The sequence below is a fragment of the Listeria booriae genome, assembly GCF_000766865.1.
In the GTDB taxonomy this organism is placed as follows: Bacteria; Bacillota; Bacilli; order Lactobacillales; family Listeriaceae; genus Listeria_A; species Listeria_A booriae.
Map to the genome: position 1 here is coordinate 92,270 of NZ_JNFA01000029.1, position 18,184 is coordinate 110,453.

Genomic DNA, 18,184 nt, shown 5'->3' on the forward strand with positions numbered 1-18,184 from the left:
AGATTGGATAATGATTCCAGATGGTACGATTGCAACGCCGCTCGGTTTTTCAGCGGATGGCGCGCATTGCGGTCTCAAATATAAGAAGAAGGACATCGGCATTATTTTTTCGGAAGTTCCAGCACAAGCCGCGGCGGTTTACACGATGAACCAGATGCAGGCAGCACCGATTTTTGTAACAAAGGACAGCTTGGCGAACGAGCAAACGTTGCAAGCCATTGTCGTGAATAGTGGTGTAGCCAATGCGTGTACTGGGAAGCAAGGTTTGGAAGATGGCTTTGCAATGCGGACTTTAACGGCACAACATTTAGGTGTTGCGGAACAAAGCGTTGCGATTGCATCGACAGGCGTGATTGGCGAATATTTACCGATGGACAAAGTGACAGCAGGAATCGCAGAACTCGATTTACAATCAGGCATGAGCAGCTATTTTCACGAAGCTATTTTAACGACAGATACCGTTCAAAAAGAATTGACATTACAAGCCGAAATTGGCGGGAAAACCGTGACGATTTCAGGTGTCGCGAAGGGTTCAGGAATGATCCATCCAAATATGGCAACGATGCTATCTTTCATTACGACCGATGCAGATGTTCCAGCCACTCTATTGCAAAAATTGCTAAAACAAAAAGTAGACCAAACCTTCAATCAAATTACAGTAGACGGAGACACGTCCACGAATGATATGGTCGTTGTGATGGCGAATGGTTGTGCGGGGAACAACACGTTTTTAGAAGGTACACCGGAGTTTGGCCAATTTGCAAACATGTTTTACGCGGTTTGTCAGCATTTGGCGAAAAGCATTGCAAGAGATGGAGAAGGCGCGACGAAATTGATTGAAGCGCAAGTCAATGGCGCAACATCACGAGAAGATGCAAGAATGATTGCGAAACAAATCGTGTCCTCTAGCCTTGTGAAGACGGCAATGTTCGGGGAAGATGCCAACTGGGGACGGATTATTTGTGCCATCGGATATAGCGGCGGTCGTTTTTCACCAGACCATATTACGATAAAAATTGGCGACACGACGATTCTTGAAAAAAGCGAAACAGTAGCGTACGATGCGGTGGCGCTAGCCGATTATTTGCAGCAAGAAAAGATCGTGATTGCAGTTAATTTGCATAGCGGTTTAGAAACAGGAACAGCTTGGGGCTGCGATTTGAGCTATGATTACGTCAAAATAAACGCATGTTACCGGACGTAATAGAAAAGGGGGCGCAAAAAGATGAATGAAATCATTGTTGTCAAAATTGGTGGCGTCGCGGGAAGCCATTTACATGAAAGTTTTTTCAATCAAATCAAAGCGTGGCAGGAACAGGGCAAACAAGTCGTACTCGTCCACGGTGGCGGAGTTCAAATCAATAAAATGATGGAAGCCTTGCAAATTCCAGTTGAAACAAAAGCGGGCTTGCGCGTGACGACGAAAGAAACGCTCGCTGTGACGAAAATGGTTTTAATCGGTCAAGTACAGCCCGAAATCGTGACGGCGCTTGATCAAGAAGGCATTTCCGCTGTTGGTTTACACGCTGGTGATGCAGGATTGATGCACGCCGAACAACTCGCGGACAAAGAACTTGGTTTTGTAGGCGAAATTACGGAAGTACAAACCGATTTGATTCAGAGTTTAACGGAGCAACAAATCGTGCCAGTCATTGCACCACTCGGATTGACAACAACAGCACAATGGCTCAATGTAAACGCTGATTTAGCAGCTTGCGCGATTGCCGGAGCACTCGAAGCCGAGCAACTCATTTTACTCACGGATGTAGCAGGCGTTTTAGAAGAAGGCAAAGTCATGGCGCAAATCGATACAGCAGATCTCGAAACACTGTTCGCCAAAGAAATCATTACAGGTGGCATGATTCCAAAACTCGCAAGTGCCAAAAACGCGGTAACACAAGGTGTAGGCCAAGTCATTATCACAAACGAAATCACAAAGCAAGGAACAATAATAAGCGATGGGGTGAAAGTAGGATGAGCAATTTATTTCCAACATATGCAAAATTTCCAATCGAAATTGTCGAAGGAAAAGGAACAGTTGTCAAAGATGCAAACGGTAAAGAATATCTAGATTTCACCTCTGGCATTGCAGTTTGTAATCTCGGTCATTGCAACGAAGCCGTTTTGACCGCCGTACAACACCAACTCACACAAATTTGGCATACGTCCAACCTATTTGAAAGCAGTATCCAAGAACAAGTCGCCGACAAGTTAACCGCAGGCTCCAAACGTGCCGTTTTCTTTTGTAACAGTGGCGCAGAAGCGAACGAAGCGGCCTTAAAATTAGCAAAAAAACATACCGGATGCGATGAAATTATCACATTCCAGCAATCTTTTCACGGTCGAACTATCGCGACCATGACCGCAACAGGCCAAGGCAAAATTCACGATGGCTTCGGCACACTCCTTCCAGGTTTTACATACTTGCCATACAATGATTTGGAAGCTCTAGAACAAACCATTTCAGAACAAACTGCAGCGGTTATGCTAGAAGTCATTCAAGGCGAAGGCGGTGTAATCCCAGCAACGACAGAATTTTTACAAGGCGCTTCGGCATTATGTGCGAAATATGGCGCTCTGCTCATCATCGACGAAGTGCAAACTGGTATGGGACGCACAGGAAAGCGTTTTGCCTTTGAACACGCAGGAATCGAACCAGACATTTTTACCTTAGCAAAAGGGCTTGGCAATGGTTTACCAGTCGGGGCAATGATTGGCAAAGCAGAACTTGCCGAAAGTTTTGGACCAGGCGTGCACGGTTCTACATTTGGTGGTAATAAAATCGCGATGGCAGCAGCGGATGTCGTTATTGATCATATTTTTAAGGAAGCATTTTTAGCTGAAGTGACTGAGAAAGGCGCGTATTTCCAAGCTTTATTAGCGGAACAATTGCCAGGAGTCGTTATTCGAGGTAAGGGTTTAATGTTTGGCATTGAGCTGGAAACAGAAGCTGTGGAAGTCGTGAAGTCGCTCCAAGAAGCCGGCGTACTCACATTAACCGCAGGCCCGAACGTCTTGCGAATCCTACCGCCACTAACCGTAACGAAAACCGAACTCGAACAAGTCGCTGAAAAATTAGCAGTTGTACTGAAAAAACAAGAAATGGGGATGAAAATATGATGTACCATAAAGAAACAACTAAAGGGAAAGATATGCTTAGCTTACTAGAGTGGAGCAATGAAGAAATTGAAGAACTAGTGCAGTTAGCGCTTGCGATTAAGACGAATCCAGCGCATTATAGCCACACATTAAGCGGTCAAATTTTAGGAATGATTTTTGATAAGCCATCGACGCGGACACGTATTTCTTTTGAGGCAGGTATTTTGCAATTGGGTGGACAAGCGATTGTGATGTCGTCTAAAGAGTTGCAAATTGGGCGTGGGGAGCCGATTAAAGATACAGCGCATGTGCTGAGCGAGTATATTAATGCAGTGATGATTCGGACGTTCAGCCATGAAGGCGTTGAAGAACTAGCAGAGCACGCATCGATTCCGATTATTAACGGTTTGACAGACCTGCATCACCCTTGCCAAGCGCTCGCAGATTTATTAACCATTTTTGAAGTGAAAAATACATTTGAAGGCATCAAACTTGCCTATATCGGAGACGGAAACAATGTGTGTCACTCGCTGTTGCTAGCAGCTGCAATGGTTGGCCTCGATATTTCATGCGCAATGCCAGCGGGGTATGAGCCGGATGAAACGGTGCTAAAAGAAGCTCAACAAATCGCCGCAAAAACCGGAGCAAACATTCAAATCACGACAGATCCAGTTATTGCGGCAGCGGACGCTGATTTTGTGTATACAGACGTGTGGACAAGCATGGGACAAGAGGAAGAAAACGCGAAACGCTTTGCTGATTTTGAAGGCTACGCCGTGACGAGCGAATTAGTAGCACATGCCAAAGCTGATTATCACTTCCTGCATTGTTTACCAGCACACCGTGAAGAAGAAGTCACAACAGCCGTTATTGATGGGAAGCAGTCATTAGTCTACCAACAAGCAGGAAATAGACTCCACGCGCAGAAAGCATTACTCGTTATGATTTTAGGATAATAATTGGAAAAATTGTTTTCACACAAAATAAGCAGAAAGCCACAAGTCCCTTTTTTCGGGTAAGACGTGAATTCTGCTTTACACAAATCGAGCGAAAGCGTTTGTATTCAGGGAGTTTGGTGGAAGCCGGAAGCGGATCATACTATTGTATGTGATGACTGAAAGCAGGGAGGGAGTATTATCCCCGACCATGCGAGAAGTTAAGCGTAGCGTATGCGAAGCAGAACCGGAAGTCCGCCAAACTCCCTGAATGCGAGCGCTTGTCGCCGATTTATTAGAGCTATGTTCCAAACGTTTGTATATTATTTGACAGTGCTTACATTGCGCGGTAAGATGGAAATGGATGGAATTGTTGTTGTATCCTTTTAATTTTTAGAATGTTACAACGATAAAAGAAAGGTGGGACTTTGCATGGAGCGTATTGTAGCAGTTTTCAAACGCTTCCAAATACACACGAACTATTCTACTATTCTGAATGAAATTGGAAGTATCAGACTCAAAGTACAAGATGACAAGATACCTAGATTTATTCATACGATAAACACAGAAACAGACTGCAGGGCATCGCTTAGCCCAACGGCAGAGTATGTGGAGATTAAACGAAATGGGTGAGATATGGCCAGCAAAAATGATCTTGGGGAGTGGTAAACTTTCTAAGATTATTTTTATGGAGAAATTTTATGTTATCCTGGCCGAATTTATGGTACCATTAGCATATAAGAAAAGTATGTAGGAGCGTGTTGAAATGGAAATAAAAGTGAAATATGCAGCGAATCAAGAATCACGATTAAGCAAAATTGAACAAGGGGATTGGATTGATTTGCATGCCAACGAAGAAGTTCACCTAGCATCTGGAGACTACAAATTAATCGAACTAGGCTTAGCGATGGAATTACCGAAAGGCTATGAAGCGCATGTTGTCCCGCGTTCAAGTACATATAAACAATTCGGAGTTATCCAAGCAAACAGTATGGGCGTTATCGATGAAAGCTACTGCGGCGACAATGATTTCTGGAAATTCCCAGCCATTGCATTACGCGACACAGTCATTGAAAAAGGCGACCGCATTTGCCAATTCCGAATCATGGAAAAAATGCCTGAATTACAAATAACAGAAGTGGAGAGCTTAGGCAATGATGATCGCGGAGGATTTGGATCCACAGGGAAGAAATAAGCGAACTGCGAGGGGATTAGTGTATGAAAGGGAGACGCATTGTTTTTATAGCACTGGGTGTGGCACTGTTTCTATTAGCAGGATGTTCTACTAATAGCGACACTCCCAATCCAACTAAAGAAGACGCAAAAGTACTGTTTGAAAATCGAGACACATATGTTGGTGACAACAGCGCGGTTTCAACAATTTTACAACATCTCTATTTACAAAAATATAAGCAGGAATTGCAATTGCAAACACAGAAGCAACCGTATAGCATGAAGGTAACATATGGATTGCCAGATGCATATAAAACAGAAGATATACGTAACATGCTAGAAAAAAATGCTGCCGTCCTATTTGCATTGATTCCAAACGTAGATAAAGTCACATTCCAGTTTGATGCGTCCAGCAATGATTCTAGTTTGAACACAACGTATGAACGATCTACTATCGAAAAAGTCGTGTTGGCAAAACTAGCAGATATTACGAAAAGTCAGGATGATTTGGCTTCGTTTTTGAATGTTGGAAGTAAATAATTGATTTGAAGGATGGGAGAGACATCTATGGTGACTGCAGAAGAATGGATTTGGATTTTAATCATTATTTATGCAATCTTGCTTAGATACTGGATACGAAAGAAGGTACCTATTTCCAGAATCATTTTTAGCACTACGATGTATGTGTATCTAGCTTGCGTTGCGGGTTATACAATACTTCCTGTTAGAATAGATCCTGGGCTAACTGAGGGCGGAAATTGGTACTTAGGAATTAACTTAATTCCGTTCGCCAGTATTTATGATACGTATGTAAATACGGTTTATATGGGCATGAATATTCGTATTGGTATATCACAAATAGTAGGAAATATAATTATGTTTATCCCTCTAGGTTGTTTATATCCATTGTGTTCCAAGTATCATGTGACATGGAAACGAATGCTCTGCACTGCTTTCGTATTATCGTTATCTATTGAAATTTGTCAGCTGCTCCAAAATATATTCTATCAAGCGGCATACAGATCTGCAGATGTGGATGATCTCATATGGAACACAACTGGCGGACTTGTTGGATACGCGTTATTTTTACTATGCAAACCAATCTTCAAAAAACTCAAAGTTTATCATTTCTAACCACGCAAAAACAGGGACAAGCCAACCAGCTCATCCCTGTTTTTTCAATTCCTACAAGAAATTCCGTTTCACTTTATCCCAGAATGAATTATTATGCAGTTTAATAATATTTACAAAGCGATCGCCAACTTCTAACTTGATTTCTTCTACGTGTTGAATGCTAAGCGCCTCGGAGTCCATGCCCATAATTGGGAAATCATTCACGCCGTTTGCGCGCATATCTAAACGCAATTTACGTTTCGGGCTCAAAATGAATGATGAACCAAGCGTACGGAAACGGTTATTGTTAATAGAAGCAAGCTCACTCACTTGCATCGATGGCAACAATGGATCAACAATCGAGCCGTTAATCGATTTGTTATAAGCGGTACTTCCCGTCGGTGTTGAAATAACCATGCCATCCCCGCGGAACGTTTCAAACAGGCTGTCGTTAATATACACATCAATTTGCAATGTGCGGATAATCGACGAGCGAATATTAAATTCATTCAATACATAAAAAGCTTTCGAGTTGTTAACCGTCCCGTAAATCGTTGGGTAACGGCGAACAAGCCAGCGATCTTCTGCCGCAGCTTTAATAATTTCATCAATTTGGTGTACGTGGAAATCACAATATTGTCCAAGTTGCTCTGTTAACGCAATACCTGCATAAAGGCAATCCGAACGGAAACCAGTCTCACGTACAGATTTAAGGAAAGCCCCGTCTCCACCAATACTAATAATAGCAGTTGCTTTCGTAAAGTCATCCGTTACTTCAAAGCCATATTCCTTCGTTACTTTCTTTAGTTCGTCTGCATGTTTTTGTAACTCTTCTGTTTTACGATAGGAAAAATAAAAAATTGTTTCCGCCATACTTAAAACCTCCAGTGTTCTTAGTTAAATTCAATCTACCTCCTCATTATAACACGAATGCTCACCACTAATCTTGTGAAAATAATAATTTTTCATGTTTTACTGTAAAAAGGCACGATTTTCCGTTATGATAGTTCTATGGAATGAAAAAGGGGGAAACAATGTGAACGCAAAAAGATGGATTGCACTTGGGATTGTAGTAGCATTACTAGTCGTGAGTGGCATTACCAAAATTACGAGTACACTTTTAGCAAGTGATGAGGAAACGATGTCTCTGACTGACTCGCTAATGGCGATAGACTCGGATGTAACAGAAATGGTCTTAGAAGATGGAGATGTGAACAATCGAATTGCCGTCCTAACGATTAACGGCGCGATTCAAGATACAGGATCAAGTGACTCGTTGCTTGGTGGTAGTGAAGGGTATAACCATACGGATTTCATGGATCAATTGGAAATGATTCGCGAGGACGACACGGTTGCTGGTGTGCTGCTTAACGTGAATTCACCAGGCGGCGGTGTTGTCGAATCAGCACAAATCCGTGATAAAATTTTACAAATCAAAAAAGAGAAGAAGTTGCCGGTCTATGTTTCATTTGGTAGCATGGCAGCATCTGGCGGTTATTATGTGTCCGCGCCAGCCGATAAGATTTTTGCGAGTCCAGAGACGTTAACTGGTTCCATCGGTGTCATTATGCAAGGATACGATTTCAGCGAGTTGATGAAGAAGGTCGGCATTTCAGACAATACGATTAAAAGCGGCGAGTTCAAAGACATTATGAGCTCCACACGCCCAATGACCGCCGAAGAAAAAGCGATTATGCAGTCGATGATTGACGATTCCTACGGTCAATTCGTAAAAGTCGTGGCACAAGGTCGTCACATGACCGAAGCCGAGGTTCGCAAAATTGCCGATGGACGTATTTACGACGGACGCCAAGCCAAGGCAAACGGACTTATTGACGCATTTGGCTACGAAGAAAACGCACTCGATGCTTTGAAAAAAGACAAGAAGCTAAAAGATGCCGAAGTTTTTGAATATGATACATCAGGTGGTGGTCTTGCGTCGTTATTCTCATCCTCTGTAAGCCAAGTTATCGGCAAGAAGAGTGAAGCAGAACAAGCGATGCAACTCATGAACATGATGGGCGCACCACGCTTAATGTATATGTATGGGAAATAAAGGAGGAGTTCAAATGGAACAAGAAACAATGACGCCAACGCAGCGTCCCGTGTTTAAATATGAGCCTCCGACGGAAGAAAAGACCGGTTTTCCAGCACAATATTATGCAGGTTTTTGGATTCGTTTCATGGCTTACTTGATTGATTTAATCGTAACAACGGCGCTTTCAGGCATTTTAATAAGCCCAGTGTTCCGTTTAGCGAATTGGAAAATGGACAGCTCCTTTTTCGCCATATACGGCGCACTAGTCACGATTGTCTTTCTAGCCTATTTTATCATCATGACAAAATTCTGGAGCCAAACGCTTGGCAAAATGATCTTCGGAATCCGCGTCATTTCACTAAAAAACGACCGACTAACATGGCCCACCGTCATTTTCCGCGAAGGAGCACTTCGTTTCGTCACTTACATCGTTTGGGGACTCTACATCATCTGCGCTTTCACACCAAAAAAACAAGGCATCGCAGACCTGCTAGAAAGCACCGCTGTCGTCCACGAAGGCTATTTAAAACTCGACAACAACTGGCAATAAATTAAAATCTGAGCTTACAGGCATTGCTTGTAAGTTCTTTTTGATAGGCAAAAAAATAGAACAACGTGGCCGACTCCGATAGAATAGAGGATGTAGAAAGAAATCAAAGGAGGAAAAAACACATGGCAAATGTAACATTTAAAGGGAACCCAATGACGTTAATTGGGAAAGAGGTAAAAGTTGGCGACACAGCGCCAGATTTCACGGTGTTAAATCAAGGCTTAGAACCAGTAACATTAGCTGATTATGACGGGAAAGTAAAAATAATTAGTGTGATTCCATCGATTGATACAGGCGTTTGTTCTCAACAAACCCGCAAGTTCAATGAAGATGCTTCCGGTTTAGAAAATACAGCAATACTTACAATTTCTGTAGACCTACCATTCGCGCAAAAGAAATGGTGTGCTGCAGAAGGGTTACCAAATGTTATTACATTATCTGATCACCGCGACCTTTCATTTGGTGAGGCATACGGCGTGGTCATGAAAGAATTACGCTTACTAGCTCGTTCTGTATTCGTTGTCGATAGCACTAATAAAGTCGTACACGCAGAATACGTTGGGGAAGGCACAAACCACCCAGACTATGATACAGCTATTGCAAAAGCAAAAGAAGCTAAATAAGATAGAGTCTGGGACATAACCCGAATAAATCGGCGACAAGCGCTCGCATTCAGGAAGTTTGGCGGACTTCCGGTTCTCACATACACAAGTATGCTCCGCTTCCGGCTTCCGCCAAACTTCCTGAATACAAACGCTTTCGCTCGATTTGTGTCAAGCAAAATTTTTCGTCCTACCCAAACTGAATGGCTCGGCGGTTTTGCTTTATCTTGAGTTTTGTCCCAGTCTCAATAAGAGATAGAGGCTAGCGAATCATGAACGGTTCGCTAGTTTTTCACTGTTATAGTAACAGGACGACTGCTGAGTATAACAGTACATAGCGCAGTATGAAGCCATTGTTTCACAATCGATAATTATCATTTTTCCACAGTAGAAAATGCTATCATCTTAGCTGAAAATGCTGTATAATATTTAATTGGTGTTAGAAATGAAGGAATTCGAGGTGTTCACTTTTGACAAATGCAACAGTTGAGGAATTATTCCGTGTTCTCGATGATACAGCGATTATTATCCAAAACGCACTCGAGATGAGTTATTTGGAAGCAGTATACGAGACAGGCGAGAATTTATTTCAGAAAGAGGTACTTCAAAAGGATGAACTTTCTGCTGAAGCAGTTCTAAATCTGGAAGAACGGTATGGTTCGATTCAGTTGGACGAGTTTGCGAAAGAAGATATCCGTAAGAGTTATCAACTTGCACTCTTAAAAGGTATGAAGCATGGTATTCAAGTCAATCACCAAATGACGCCTGATTCGATTGGTTTTATTTTGGGCTATTTGGTCGATAAGGCTTTTTCTGGTGCGAAACAGATTCGTTTGCTAGATCCAGCATGCGGGACAGGTAATTTAATCGCAACGATTGTGAATCAATTGGAAGGCAAATTAGAACTCGATGCTACAGGTGTAGATGTTGATGATTTGCTCATTTCGCTTGCTTACGTCGGTGCCGATTTAGAGCGCCTGCCAATCAATCTTTTGCATCAAGATGGGTTAGGTAATTTGCTCGTAGACCCGGTGGACGTGGTTGTTAGTGACTTGCCGGTTGGATACTATCCGAACGATACGCGTGCTGCGGAATTTGAGTTGCATCGCGAAGACGGGCATTCTTTTGCGCACTATTTATTTATTGAACAAGGGATGCGCTACACGAAGGCAGGAGGCTATTTATTCTTCCTCGTACCAAGCGCCATGTTTGGAACGGCTGATTTTGCGAAAGTCGATCGCTTTATTAAAAAACATGGACATATTCAAGGCATTATTCAACTTCCAGAAACGCTTTTTGCTTCAGAGAGTGCTAGAAAAAGTATTCTTATTTTGCAAAAAGCAGCAGATAACGTCGTACCGCCAAAAGAAGTATTGCTTGCTAATTTGCCGAACTTAAACGAACCAAAGGCAACGGCAAACGTACTTGCCAAAATCGAAAACTGGTTTAACGAAAACAAGTAAGTGGAAGGGAATGGATTAAGAAACATGGAAAAAACAATTGCAATTAACGCTGGGAGCTCGTCACTTAAATTCCAACTTTATGATATGCCATCTGAAACTGTCATTACAGCAGGAATCGTAGAGCGTATCGGTTTGAAAGACTCAATCTTCACAATCTCTGTAGGCGATGAAAAAGTGAAAGAGGTAACAGATATTCCCGATCACGAAGTCGCAGTACAAATGTTACTTGATAAATTAATTTCGCATAACATCATTAAATCGTATGATGAAATTACAGGCGTTGGCCACCGTGTCGTACATGGCGGCGAAAAATTCACGGAGTCTGTTTACATTGACGATCAAGTTATCGCAGACATCGAAGCACTTTCTGAACTTGCGCCATTGCACAATCCAGCAAACGTAACTGGTATTCGCGCATTCCGTAAAGTTTTGCCAGATATCGTGTCTGTAGCCGTTTTTGATACAGCATTCCACCAAACAATGCCACAATCAAGCTACTTATACAGCTTGCCATACAACTACTACAAAGAATACGGCATCCGTAAATACGGTTTCCACGGCACAAGCCATAAATACGTATCTGAGCGCGCAGCAGATTTGCTAGGTCGTCCAGTTGACGAATTACGCTTAATCACGTGTCACTTAGGTAACGGAGCTAGTATCGCGGCTATCGAAAGCGGTAAATCAATGGATACATCGATGGGCTTCACACCACTAGCCGGCGTATCTATGGGAACTCGTTCAGGAAACATTGACCCTGCACTAGTACCATTCATCATGGAGAAAACAGGAAAATCTGCAGAACAAGTACTAGACGTTCTAAATAAAGAATCAGGTATGCTAGGCGTTTCTGGTATTTCCAGTGACCTTCGCGACCTCGAAAGTGAAGCTGCAAAAGGAAATGACCGTGCTGAACTAGCGCTGGACGTTTTCGTTGATGGCATCCACAAATACATCGGTTCGTATGCTGCTCGCATGAACGGCGTCGACGCGATTATTTTCACAGCCGGTATTGGCGAAAATAGTTCTTACATCCGCGAACGCGTACTTCGTGGCCTTGAGTTCATGGGCGTCTATTGGGACCCAGCATTGAACCAAGTGCGCGGCGTTGAAGCATTCTTGAACTATCCACATTCTCCAGTAAAAGTAATCATTATTCCAACAAACGAAGAATTAATGATTGCAAGAGACGTTGAAAAAATTCGTGCACAGCGATAAATAATAATATTAGAAAAGTAGGTTTCCTGAATAGAGGGGCCTACTTTTTTTTGCATAGAAAAACCCTTCCGAATCAGCGAATAGATTCGGAAGGGTTTCCACTATCTCTTATTTGTCGTCTTTATACACAGGGTCTTCATTTCTTACAACCAATACGTCGCATGGTGAATGACGGATGATGTACTCGGAAACACTACCGATAAGTAAGCGTTCCACGGCATTCAAACCAGTTGCACCACACATGATTAAGTCCGCTTTGAAAGCTTTGGCGGCTTCTTTTGTGATGGCTGTTTTTGGAGAGCCATATTCGATGTACGTTTCGACGTTTGTTACGCCTTGTTTTAATGCGTCGTCTTTGTAGCCGTTTAATAATTCATCCGCATATTCTGTAGCTTTGTCAGCCATTGATGTGTCGTAGTTAGCGACAGACGAGAATGCACGCGTATCAATAACATGGACAAGTCCAAGCGAACCTTCATTTCTTTTGGCGACTTGAATTGCTTTTTGGAATGCACTTTCTGCTTCTTTTGATCCATCAACTGCGACTAAAACTCTTTTGTATTGTTGTAACATACAAAATCCCTCCCATTTGGAATATCTTTTTATACTTTTATTGTACCCCTTTTTTGGAAAAACAACCATCAAAAGCATTGCGAAATTTTTCAACCCGTATATTTTTACAATTTGGGTCATATGTGGTATTCTTGTTTTGTAAGCGGATACTATATGTGTTTTTTGGGTAATAATACTTATAAAGGGGAGATTCATGTGTTAATAGGAGTACCGAAAGAGATTAAAAACAACGAAAATCGGGTAGCAATGACGCCAGCGAGTGTGTTATCTTACGTACACGCGGGTCACAAAGTCCTAGTGGAGCAAGGTGCTGGTATCGGATCGGCATTTCCAGATGAGGATTATGTCAAAGCAGGCGCAACGATTGTAGCAACGGCGGCAGAAGCATGGGCTGCTGACATGGTAGTCAAAGTTAAAGAACCAATTGCCTCAGAATATGGTTATTTCCGCGAAGGCTTATTATTATTCACGTACTTGCATTTAGCAAATGAGCCAGAACTGGCTAAAGCATTGACGGAGAATAAAGTGAACAGTGTGGCGTATGAAACGGTGGAATTAGACGATCGTTCGTTACCGCTACTTAGCCCAATGAGTGAGGTTGCTGGTCGAATGGCAGCGCAGATTGGGACGCAATTTTTACAACGGAATAACGGTGGTCGCGGTATTTTACTTAGCGGTGTGCCGGGCGTGGAACGTGGCGAAGTCGTGATTATTGGCGGTGGTATGGCAGGAACAAACGCGGCGAAAGTGGCGATTGGACTTGGTGCTAACGTGACAATTCTTGACTTGAATTTACATCGTTTACGCGAATTGGATGATATTTTTGGAAATCAAATTACGACATTGATGAGTAATGCTTTTAACATCGAAACTGCTGTGAAAAAAGCGGATCTAGTTGTTGGAGCTGTGCTAATTCCAGGTGCTCGTGCGCCGAAACTAGTGAAAGAAGACCTTGTGAAGCAAATGAAGCAGGGTGCAGTCATCGTGGACATCGCAATTGACCAAGGTGGTATTTTTGAAACAACGGATCGGGTAACAACGCATGATGATCCGACGTATGAAAAACATGGCGTGGTGCATTATGCCGTGGCGAATATGCCAGGTGCGGTGCCAAGAACTTCAACCATTGCGCTTACCAATGCGACATTGCAGTTCGGTCTGACGCTTGCTAATAAAGGGCTTGCAGATGCAGTACTTGGAAATCTGTCACTTTATAAAGGCGTGAATACAGTCGGTGGTTATGTGACGTACAAAGCGGTAGCAGACGATTTAGGCTACGAGTACAAAGCTGTCGAAGAAGCATTAGCATAATCGAAAAAAGAGCGGGGATTTAGTTCTCTGCTCTTTTTCATGTTATATTAGGATAAATAAAATTCCCAGCGGTGTCCGCGAAAAGAAGATTCTGATTGTAATATTGACCAGTGCTTTTCAAAATGAGGGCAGTTGTTTTAGGATTAAAATCGATGGTGAGCGCCTCTTCTAGAAAAACGGCGGTCCATTTCTTGATGAGAATTGGGCCGAGGTTGGATGTGAATTCGATGTCTTCTGAGGTGGGTTCAGTCACTAGTCGGAGTCTGAAAATGCCACTGTTTTCGCATACGCAGCCTTCTGTACTGTAGTCAAGATGGAGTCTGCCAGGTAAGTAGCCGCGAAGAAGTTCGATTCGGCGGATAGCTGCAGGGGTAAATGTTAAGTTCATGGGATTCACCTCTTTTCGTCTTTATTGTAAATCGGAAATAGGGTGTTTGGGAAATGTATTGCTCGTAATAAGGAGGTTTTTAGATGCAAGGATTGAGTCATATGACGTTTATTGTACATGATTTGGAAAAGGCAACGTTGTTTTTTGAGACGATTTTGGATGCGAAGGAAGTTTATGCGAGTAGGGATGAGACGTATTCGCTATCTCGAGAGAAGTTTTTCTTGATTGGGGATTTGTGGATTGCGATTATGGAAGGGGAAAGTTTGCCGAGTCGTACGTATAATCATATTGCTTTTAAAATTGAGAATGATGCGTATGATATGTATTTGGAGCGAATTGAGCGTTTAGGGTTAGAGGTGAAGGACGGGCGAGCAAGAGTAGATGGGGAGGCGAGGTCGATTTATTTTTATGATTTTGATAATCATTTGTTTGAGTTACATACTGGGACGCTTGCGGAAAGGTTGCGTGAATATGAAAAAGAGTAGTTCCGTGGTGTGTAGAACTACTCTTTTCCTTATGCTGTATTATTATGGTGTTACTCTCACTGTTTCACCTTGTGTGATGACTTTATTCGCTGAATTGAAGCCAATAAATTCTAAGCGGTCGCCTGCTTTGAATTTGCTAGGGTCAACGTAGTAGCGGAATTCAGTACCAGTAAACTCACCTCGTAGTGTTTCTGGGTTGCCATTAATTACGAGTAATCCTTTGGTAACAGCGCCAGTGAAAGTACCTCTGACATAGGAGCTACCTACTTTAATGGCGGATGGTGTAACGCTTCCAGTAACTCGGGGAGTTTCAAGGTGTTCACCGAAATAATGATGCTCTGTTCTGGCATGCATAAGTCCCATAGCATTAGATGTTTGAGCAACATCCATTCTAATTTCATAGTTGCCATTTGCATTAACGATAGCTTCTTCTCTTGCGTAGGTTGTGTAATCTCCAAGTTCAATCTTTTCGCCTGGAGAGCCGTTACCAAAGACAACAGCATGAGTATCCGTCTTGTAAACAATTGGAGTAGTCCATGTGGCGGGTGCAAGAACAGTTGTTTTTGTTTCTATGCTTGTTTCGTTATTTTTGGATTGTACAATACTGAGTATTGTACCTGATGTTTGTTTTGGTATTGTTAGCGCATACTGTCCCCATTGATTAACTAATACTTCACCTAGTGTTTGCGTCCCTTTTTTGAGTGTAATCTTCGCATCAGGTATGCCGTATCCTGTTACGACTGTACTATCGGTAGTTACTAGTTGGTTCATAATTGGGGCATACAGTTTTTTACCAATTGTAATCTCAAGACCTTCTTCTGTCCATAATTTCGAATCATTTGCAGTGGCAACATCGAGAGGATAATCAAATGATACTTTTCCCTGAGCATTAGTCCAGATGTTATGGGATTGTCCCCTTCCAAATGGGGGCATCAAACCAATAGGACTGCCCACCACAAAATTGCATACATCTACTTGCACACGCGTGAGTGAGTACCTCAACTCAGATATTACATAAGATGGAAAGAATTGCTTTGGTGTGACTTGAACTTGTGTTGCTGCACTAGCAGAATCAACGATAGGTGTGTATTGGCTAGCTATTGGAGAGAGAACAACTCCGGCAGATAGAGCTCCAATTAGTACTTTTCTTTTTTTCATATTTCTCAAATCCCTTCTTAATTTCTATTAGTCTTCACTTTCAGATTAAGTGTAGCAAGAAAACATTGGAATTGCTGTATACAAAAAAAGAATTTTCCGAAAAAATCCTCCCTTTTGAAAACGTTTTCAAAAAGATATATAAGGAATTTGTGGATGTAAATATACATGAAAAAGCAGCCCAGCTTGTTGGACTGCTTAGATAACTTATTTATTTCACGTGCACTAATTCTTTCGGATACTCTGTCAAAATCTCATAGCCATCTTTCGTTACGACAATATCATCTTCAATCCGCACGCCTGCAACGCCTGGGACGTAAATACCAGGTTCGATTGTGAAAACCATATTTTCTTGCAATGGCATGTCATTTGTTTCCGTAATCGACGGGAATTCGTGGACGCTTGCGCCTAGGCCGTGGCCGAGTCGATGTGGGAAATAGTCGCCGTAGCCCGCGTCTTTGATGATGTTTCGCGCAGTTAGGTCGACGTCTTTTGCTGGAACGCCGGCTTTTACTTGTTCGATAGCTGCGAGTTGGGCTTTTAGGACGGTGTTGTAGATTTTTTCTTGTTCGGCGTTGATTTCGCCGTATGCGACGGTGCGCGTGATGTCAGAGCAGTAGCCTTTATGGACAACGCCTAAGTCGAATAGGACAAGGTCGCCTTTTTTGATTTTTGTATCGCCTGGTGTGCCGTGTGGTAGGGCGCCGTTTGTTCCTGTTAATACCATGGTGGAGAAGGACATGTCGGACACGCCTTTTTTCTTCATTTCATATTCGATTTTCGCTACGATTTCGGCCTCGGTTTTGCCTTCTGCGATTTCGTCGACACCAACTTGGACGGCGTAATCAGCAAGTAAGGCTGCTTCTTTTAGAATGGCAAGTTCTTCTGGTGTTTTAATAAGGCGAATCATTTGGATTTTTTGTTCGATGGAAATGAATGTGGCGTCTGTTAAGTACTTGGAAAGGACTTCGAAACGATCAACGCTCATATGTGATTTCTCGATGGCGAATTTCTTCACGGTTGGGACGCGCTTTGTGATTTCGGTGACGATGATTTCCCAAGGGTTTTCAATGTCGCTGTAGCCATATGCTGGGTGCGCCCAATCACTGTTTTTTACGTCTTCCACTTCTAGTCCTGGTGTGAATAGGAATGGCTCTGCTTCGGCAAAAACGGCTAGGCCCAGTACGCGTTCGTGTGGATCGCTATGGTAGCCTGTGAAGTAGGCAATGTTTTCTGGATCGGTGATAAAAGCGACTTCTGCTTGTTGTTCTTTAAGCCAGCTTTGTAAAATATCGATATTTTTTTCCATCATACAACCTTCTTTCTTTGTCTCATCTGCTATATCATAACACGAAAGAGGGCGGAAATTAAATATTTACCACGGGATAATGCCGTCGCGATTAATAAAAGTACCAGTTGGCCCGTTGTGATCGATGGTAGCCATTTGAACGATAGCGTCGGTACCTTCTTGGACGGTTTGATGTCCTTGACCTGTTAGACCCGTTTTAGTTGGACCAGGATCAACGGCATTGATACGGATAGTTGGAAGTCCTTTCGCGTATTGCACTGTCAACATCGAAACCGCGGCTTTGGAAGAGCTGTAGACTAGTGGATTTAATTTGGATTCGATTTGTTCTGGGTTTAGCACTTGACCGAACGAGCCTAAGCCACTGCTCACATTGACGATAACGGGATGCGCGGATTTTTCTAGTAATGGTAAGAAGTGATGCGTAACGCGGACGACGCCAAAAACATTTACTTGAAAAACTTGTTCCATCATGTCTGGCGTAATTTCTTCTGGTGTGGCGAACGGACCTGAGATACCTGCGTTGTTAATGAGTACATCGAGATGGCCTTCTTGTTCGGCGATTATTTTAGCGGCTTGTGCAACGGTTGCTTCGTCGGTAACATCGAGTTTTACGAATTGTACGCCTAGTTCTGCGGCGGCTTCTTTGCCTCGTACTTCATCGCGAGCCCCGATATATACGTTATGTCCTAATGTTTTCAATCGTTTTGCGGTTTCAAAGCCCAATCCAGCGTTTCCGCCTGTAATGAATGTTGTTGTCATGATTTTTATTCCT

21 protein-coding genes are annotated in these 18,184 nt (G+C 42.7%); 15 read left to right on the forward strand and 6 right to left on the reverse strand.

The genetic code is table 11. The features are described 5' to 3' along the window. Positions 1-7: 7 nt before the first annotated feature. The 8 genes from argJ (at position 8) to EP57_RS14250 (ending at position 6,341) form a co-directional block, all read left to right on the forward strand. On the forward strand, positions 8-1,204 hold the full coding sequence (gene argJ, locus EP57_RS14215) for a bifunctional glutamate N-acetyltransferase/amino-acid acetyltransferase ArgJ (RefSeq protein WP_036087913.1): 1,197 nt from the start codon (positions 8-10) through the stop codon (positions 1,202-1,204). 21 nt (positions 1,205-1,225) lie between these two features. Next, positions 1,226-1,978: an acetylglutamate kinase gene (gene argB / locus EP57_RS14220; protein WP_036087743.1), complete on the forward strand. Its 753-nt coding sequence runs from the start codon at positions 1,226-1,228 to the stop codon at positions 1,976-1,978. Next, positions 1,975-3,120 carry an acetylornithine transaminase gene (locus EP57_RS14225; RefSeq protein ID WP_036087744.1) on the forward strand — a complete coding sequence of 382 codons (1,146 nt, stop codon included), beginning with the start codon at positions 1,975-1,977 and terminating at the stop codon, positions 3,118-3,120. Before argB ends, EP57_RS14225 begins: the two co-directional genes overlap by 4 nt. Beyond that, positions 3,117-4,055 carry an ornithine carbamoyltransferase gene (argF, locus tag EP57_RS14230; RefSeq protein WP_036087748.1) on the forward strand — a complete coding sequence of 313 codons (939 nt, stop codon included), beginning with the start codon at positions 3,117-3,119 and terminating at the stop codon, positions 4,053-4,055. The genes EP57_RS14225 and argF overlap by 4 nt, the downstream gene beginning before the upstream one ends. 411 nt (positions 4,056-4,466) lie before the next feature. Continuing rightward, positions 4,467-4,667 carry a hypothetical protein gene (locus EP57_RS14235; RefSeq protein WP_036087751.1) on the forward strand — a complete coding sequence of 67 codons (201 nt, stop codon included), beginning with the start codon at positions 4,467-4,469 and terminating at the stop codon, positions 4,665-4,667. 133 nt (positions 4,668-4,800) lie between these two features. Next, positions 4,801-5,229 (forward strand): dUTP diphosphatase, encoded by a 429-nt coding sequence (locus tag EP57_RS14240; RefSeq protein ID WP_036087753.1) that lies wholly within the window; start codon positions 4,801-4,803, stop codon positions 5,227-5,229. A gap of 23 nt (positions 5,230-5,252) precedes the next feature. Beyond that, positions 5,253-5,747, forward strand: coding sequence for a DUF4825 domain-containing protein (locus EP57_RS14245; RefSeq protein ID WP_052167705.1), 495 nt, complete (start codon positions 5,253-5,255; stop codon positions 5,745-5,747). Positions 5,748-5,774: 27 nt separating this feature from the next. Further along, entirely contained in the window at positions 5,775-6,341 is a 567-nt protein-coding gene (locus EP57_RS14250; RefSeq protein WP_036087755.1) for a VanZ family protein, read from the forward strand. Between the two features lie 51 nt (positions 6,342-6,392). On the opposite strand, the gene EP57_RS14255 is transcribed toward EP57_RS14250, so the two are convergent. Next, positions 6,393-7,193 (reverse strand): NAD kinase, encoded by an 801-nt coding sequence (locus EP57_RS14255; RefSeq protein ID WP_036087756.1) that lies wholly within the window; start codon positions 7,191-7,193, stop codon positions 6,393-6,395. Positions 7,194-7,356: 163 nt separating this feature from the next. Between EP57_RS14255 and sppA the strand changes: the two genes are divergently transcribed. The 5 genes from sppA to EP57_RS14280 all read left to right on the forward strand — a co-directional run bounded on the left by sppA (position 7,357) and on the right by EP57_RS14280 (position 12,191). Then, complete coding sequence (gene sppA, locus EP57_RS14260) at positions 7,357-8,376, forward strand: signal peptide peptidase SppA (RefSeq protein ID WP_036087757.1); 1,020 nt, start codon at positions 7,357-7,359, stop codon at positions 8,374-8,376. A gap of 13 nt (positions 8,377-8,389) precedes the next feature. Next, the gene (locus EP57_RS14265) at positions 8,390-8,908 is read left to right on the forward strand and encodes an RDD family protein (protein WP_036087758.1); all 519 of its coding nucleotides are present in this window, start codon (positions 8,390-8,392) and stop codon (positions 8,906-8,908) included. A 122-nt stretch (positions 8,909-9,030) separates the two neighbouring features. Next, complete coding sequence (gene tpx, locus EP57_RS14270) at positions 9,031-9,531, forward strand: thiol peroxidase (RefSeq protein ID WP_036087759.1); 501 nt, start codon at positions 9,031-9,033, stop codon at positions 9,529-9,531. 449 nt (positions 9,532-9,980) lie between these two features. Further along, positions 9,981-10,973, forward strand: a complete 993-nt coding sequence (locus EP57_RS14275; RefSeq protein WP_036087760.1) for a class I SAM-dependent methyltransferase — start codon at positions 9,981-9,983, stop codon at positions 10,971-10,973. A gap of 24 nt (positions 10,974-10,997) precedes the next feature. Beyond that, positions 10,998-12,191, forward strand: a complete 1,194-nt coding sequence (locus tag EP57_RS14280) for an acetate kinase (protein WP_036087761.1) — start codon at positions 10,998-11,000, stop codon at positions 12,189-12,191. 108 nt (positions 12,192-12,299) lie between these two features. Here the strand turns inward: EP57_RS14280 and EP57_RS14285 are convergent, their stop codons facing one another. Further along, positions 12,300-12,764, reverse strand: a complete 465-nt coding sequence (locus EP57_RS14285; protein WP_036087763.1) for a universal stress protein — start codon at positions 12,762-12,764, stop codon at positions 12,300-12,302. Positions 12,765-12,959: 195 nt separating this feature from the next. Here EP57_RS14285 and ald point away from each other — a divergent pair, with 195 nt between their 5' ends. Further along, complete coding sequence (gene ald / locus EP57_RS14290) at positions 12,960-14,075, forward strand: alanine dehydrogenase (RefSeq protein ID WP_036087765.1); 1,116 nt, start codon at positions 12,960-12,962, stop codon at positions 14,073-14,075. A gap of 37 nt (positions 14,076-14,112) precedes the next feature. Here ald and EP57_RS14295 read toward each other — a convergent pair whose 3' ends face one another. Next, complete coding sequence (locus EP57_RS14295) at positions 14,113-14,463, reverse strand: iron-sulfur cluster biosynthesis family protein (RefSeq protein ID WP_052167706.1); 351 nt, start codon at positions 14,461-14,463, stop codon at positions 14,113-14,115. A gap of 83 nt (positions 14,464-14,546) precedes the next feature. Between EP57_RS14295 and fosX the strand changes: the two genes are divergently transcribed. After that, a complete protein-coding gene (gene fosX, locus EP57_RS14300; protein WP_036087766.1) occupies positions 14,547-14,948 on the forward strand; it encodes a FosX/FosE/FosI family fosfomycin resistance hydrolase in 402 nt (133 codons plus the stop codon). Between the two features lie 42 nt (positions 14,949-14,990). Here the strand turns inward: fosX and EP57_RS14305 are convergent, their stop codons facing one another. The 3 genes from EP57_RS14305 to EP57_RS14315 all read right to left on the reverse strand — a co-directional run bounded on the left by EP57_RS14305 (position 14,991) and on the right by EP57_RS14315 (position 18,174). Next, complete coding sequence (locus EP57_RS14305) at positions 14,991-16,106, reverse strand: Ig-like domain-containing protein (RefSeq protein ID WP_036087768.1); 1,116 nt, start codon at positions 16,104-16,106, stop codon at positions 14,991-14,993. Positions 16,107-16,314: 208 nt separating this feature from the next. Next, complete coding sequence (locus EP57_RS14310; RefSeq protein ID WP_036087769.1) at positions 16,315-17,412, reverse strand: M24 family metallopeptidase; 1,098 nt, start codon at positions 17,410-17,412, stop codon at positions 16,315-16,317. Positions 17,413-17,478: 66 nt separating this feature from the next. Then, positions 17,479-18,174 carry an SDR family NAD(P)-dependent oxidoreductase gene (locus EP57_RS14315; RefSeq protein WP_415821054.1) on the reverse strand — a complete coding sequence of 232 codons (696 nt, stop codon included), beginning with the start codon at positions 18,172-18,174 and terminating at the stop codon, positions 17,479-17,481. Positions 18,175-18,184 lie beyond the last annotated feature (10 nt).

Excerpts from the sequence above, each read along its gene's own strand:
- argB (WP_036087743.1), top strand. The coding sequence starts at position 1,226 with ATGAATGAAATCATTGTTGTCAAAATTGGTGGCGTCGCGGGAAGCCAT.
- EP57_RS14225 (WP_036087744.1), top strand. The coding sequence starts at position 1,975 with ATGAGCAATTTATTTCCAACATATGCAAAATTTCCAATCGAAATTGTC.
- argF (WP_036087748.1), top strand. The coding sequence starts at position 3,117 with ATGATGTACCATAAAGAAACAACTAAAGGGAAAGATATGCTTAGCTTA.
- EP57_RS14235 (WP_036087751.1), top strand. The coding sequence starts at position 4,467 with ATGGAGCGTATTGTAGCAGTTTTCAAACGCTTCCAAATACACACGAAC.
- EP57_RS14240 (WP_036087753.1), top strand. The coding sequence starts at position 4,801 with ATGGAAATAAAAGTGAAATATGCAGCGAATCAAGAATCACGATTAAGC.
- EP57_RS14245 (WP_052167705.1), top strand. The coding sequence starts at position 5,253 with ATGAAAGGGAGACGCATTGTTTTTATAGCACTGGGTGTGGCACTGTTT.
- EP57_RS14250 (WP_036087755.1), top strand. The coding sequence starts at position 5,775 with ATGGTGACTGCAGAAGAATGGATTTGGATTTTAATCATTATTTATGCA.
- EP57_RS14255 (WP_036087756.1), bottom strand. The coding sequence starts at position 7,193 with ATGGCGGAAACAATTTTTTATTTTTCCTATCGTAAAACAGAAGAGTTA.
- EP57_RS14265 (WP_036087758.1), top strand. The coding sequence starts at position 8,390 with ATGGAACAAGAAACAATGACGCCAACGCAGCGTCCCGTGTTTAAATAT.
- tpx (WP_036087759.1), top strand. The coding sequence starts at position 9,031 with ATGGCAAATGTAACATTTAAAGGGAACCCAATGACGTTAATTGGGAAA.
- EP57_RS14280 (WP_036087761.1), top strand. The coding sequence starts at position 10,998 with ATGGAAAAAACAATTGCAATTAACGCTGGGAGCTCGTCACTTAAATTC.
- EP57_RS14285 (WP_036087763.1), bottom strand. The coding sequence starts at position 12,764 with ATGTTACAACAATACAAAAGAGTTTTAGTCGCAGTTGATGGATCAAAA.
- EP57_RS14295 (WP_052167706.1), bottom strand. The coding sequence starts at position 14,463 with ATGAACTTAACATTTACCCCTGCAGCTATCCGCCGAATCGAACTTCTT.
- fosX (WP_036087766.1), top strand. The coding sequence starts at position 14,547 with ATGCAAGGATTGAGTCATATGACGTTTATTGTACATGATTTGGAAAAG.
- EP57_RS14305 (WP_036087768.1), bottom strand. The coding sequence starts at position 16,106 with ATGAAAAAAAGAAAAGTACTAATTGGAGCTCTATCTGCCGGAGTTGTT.
- EP57_RS14310 (WP_036087769.1), bottom strand. The coding sequence starts at position 17,412 with ATGGAAAAAAATATCGATATTTTACAAAGCTGGCTTAAAGAACAACAA.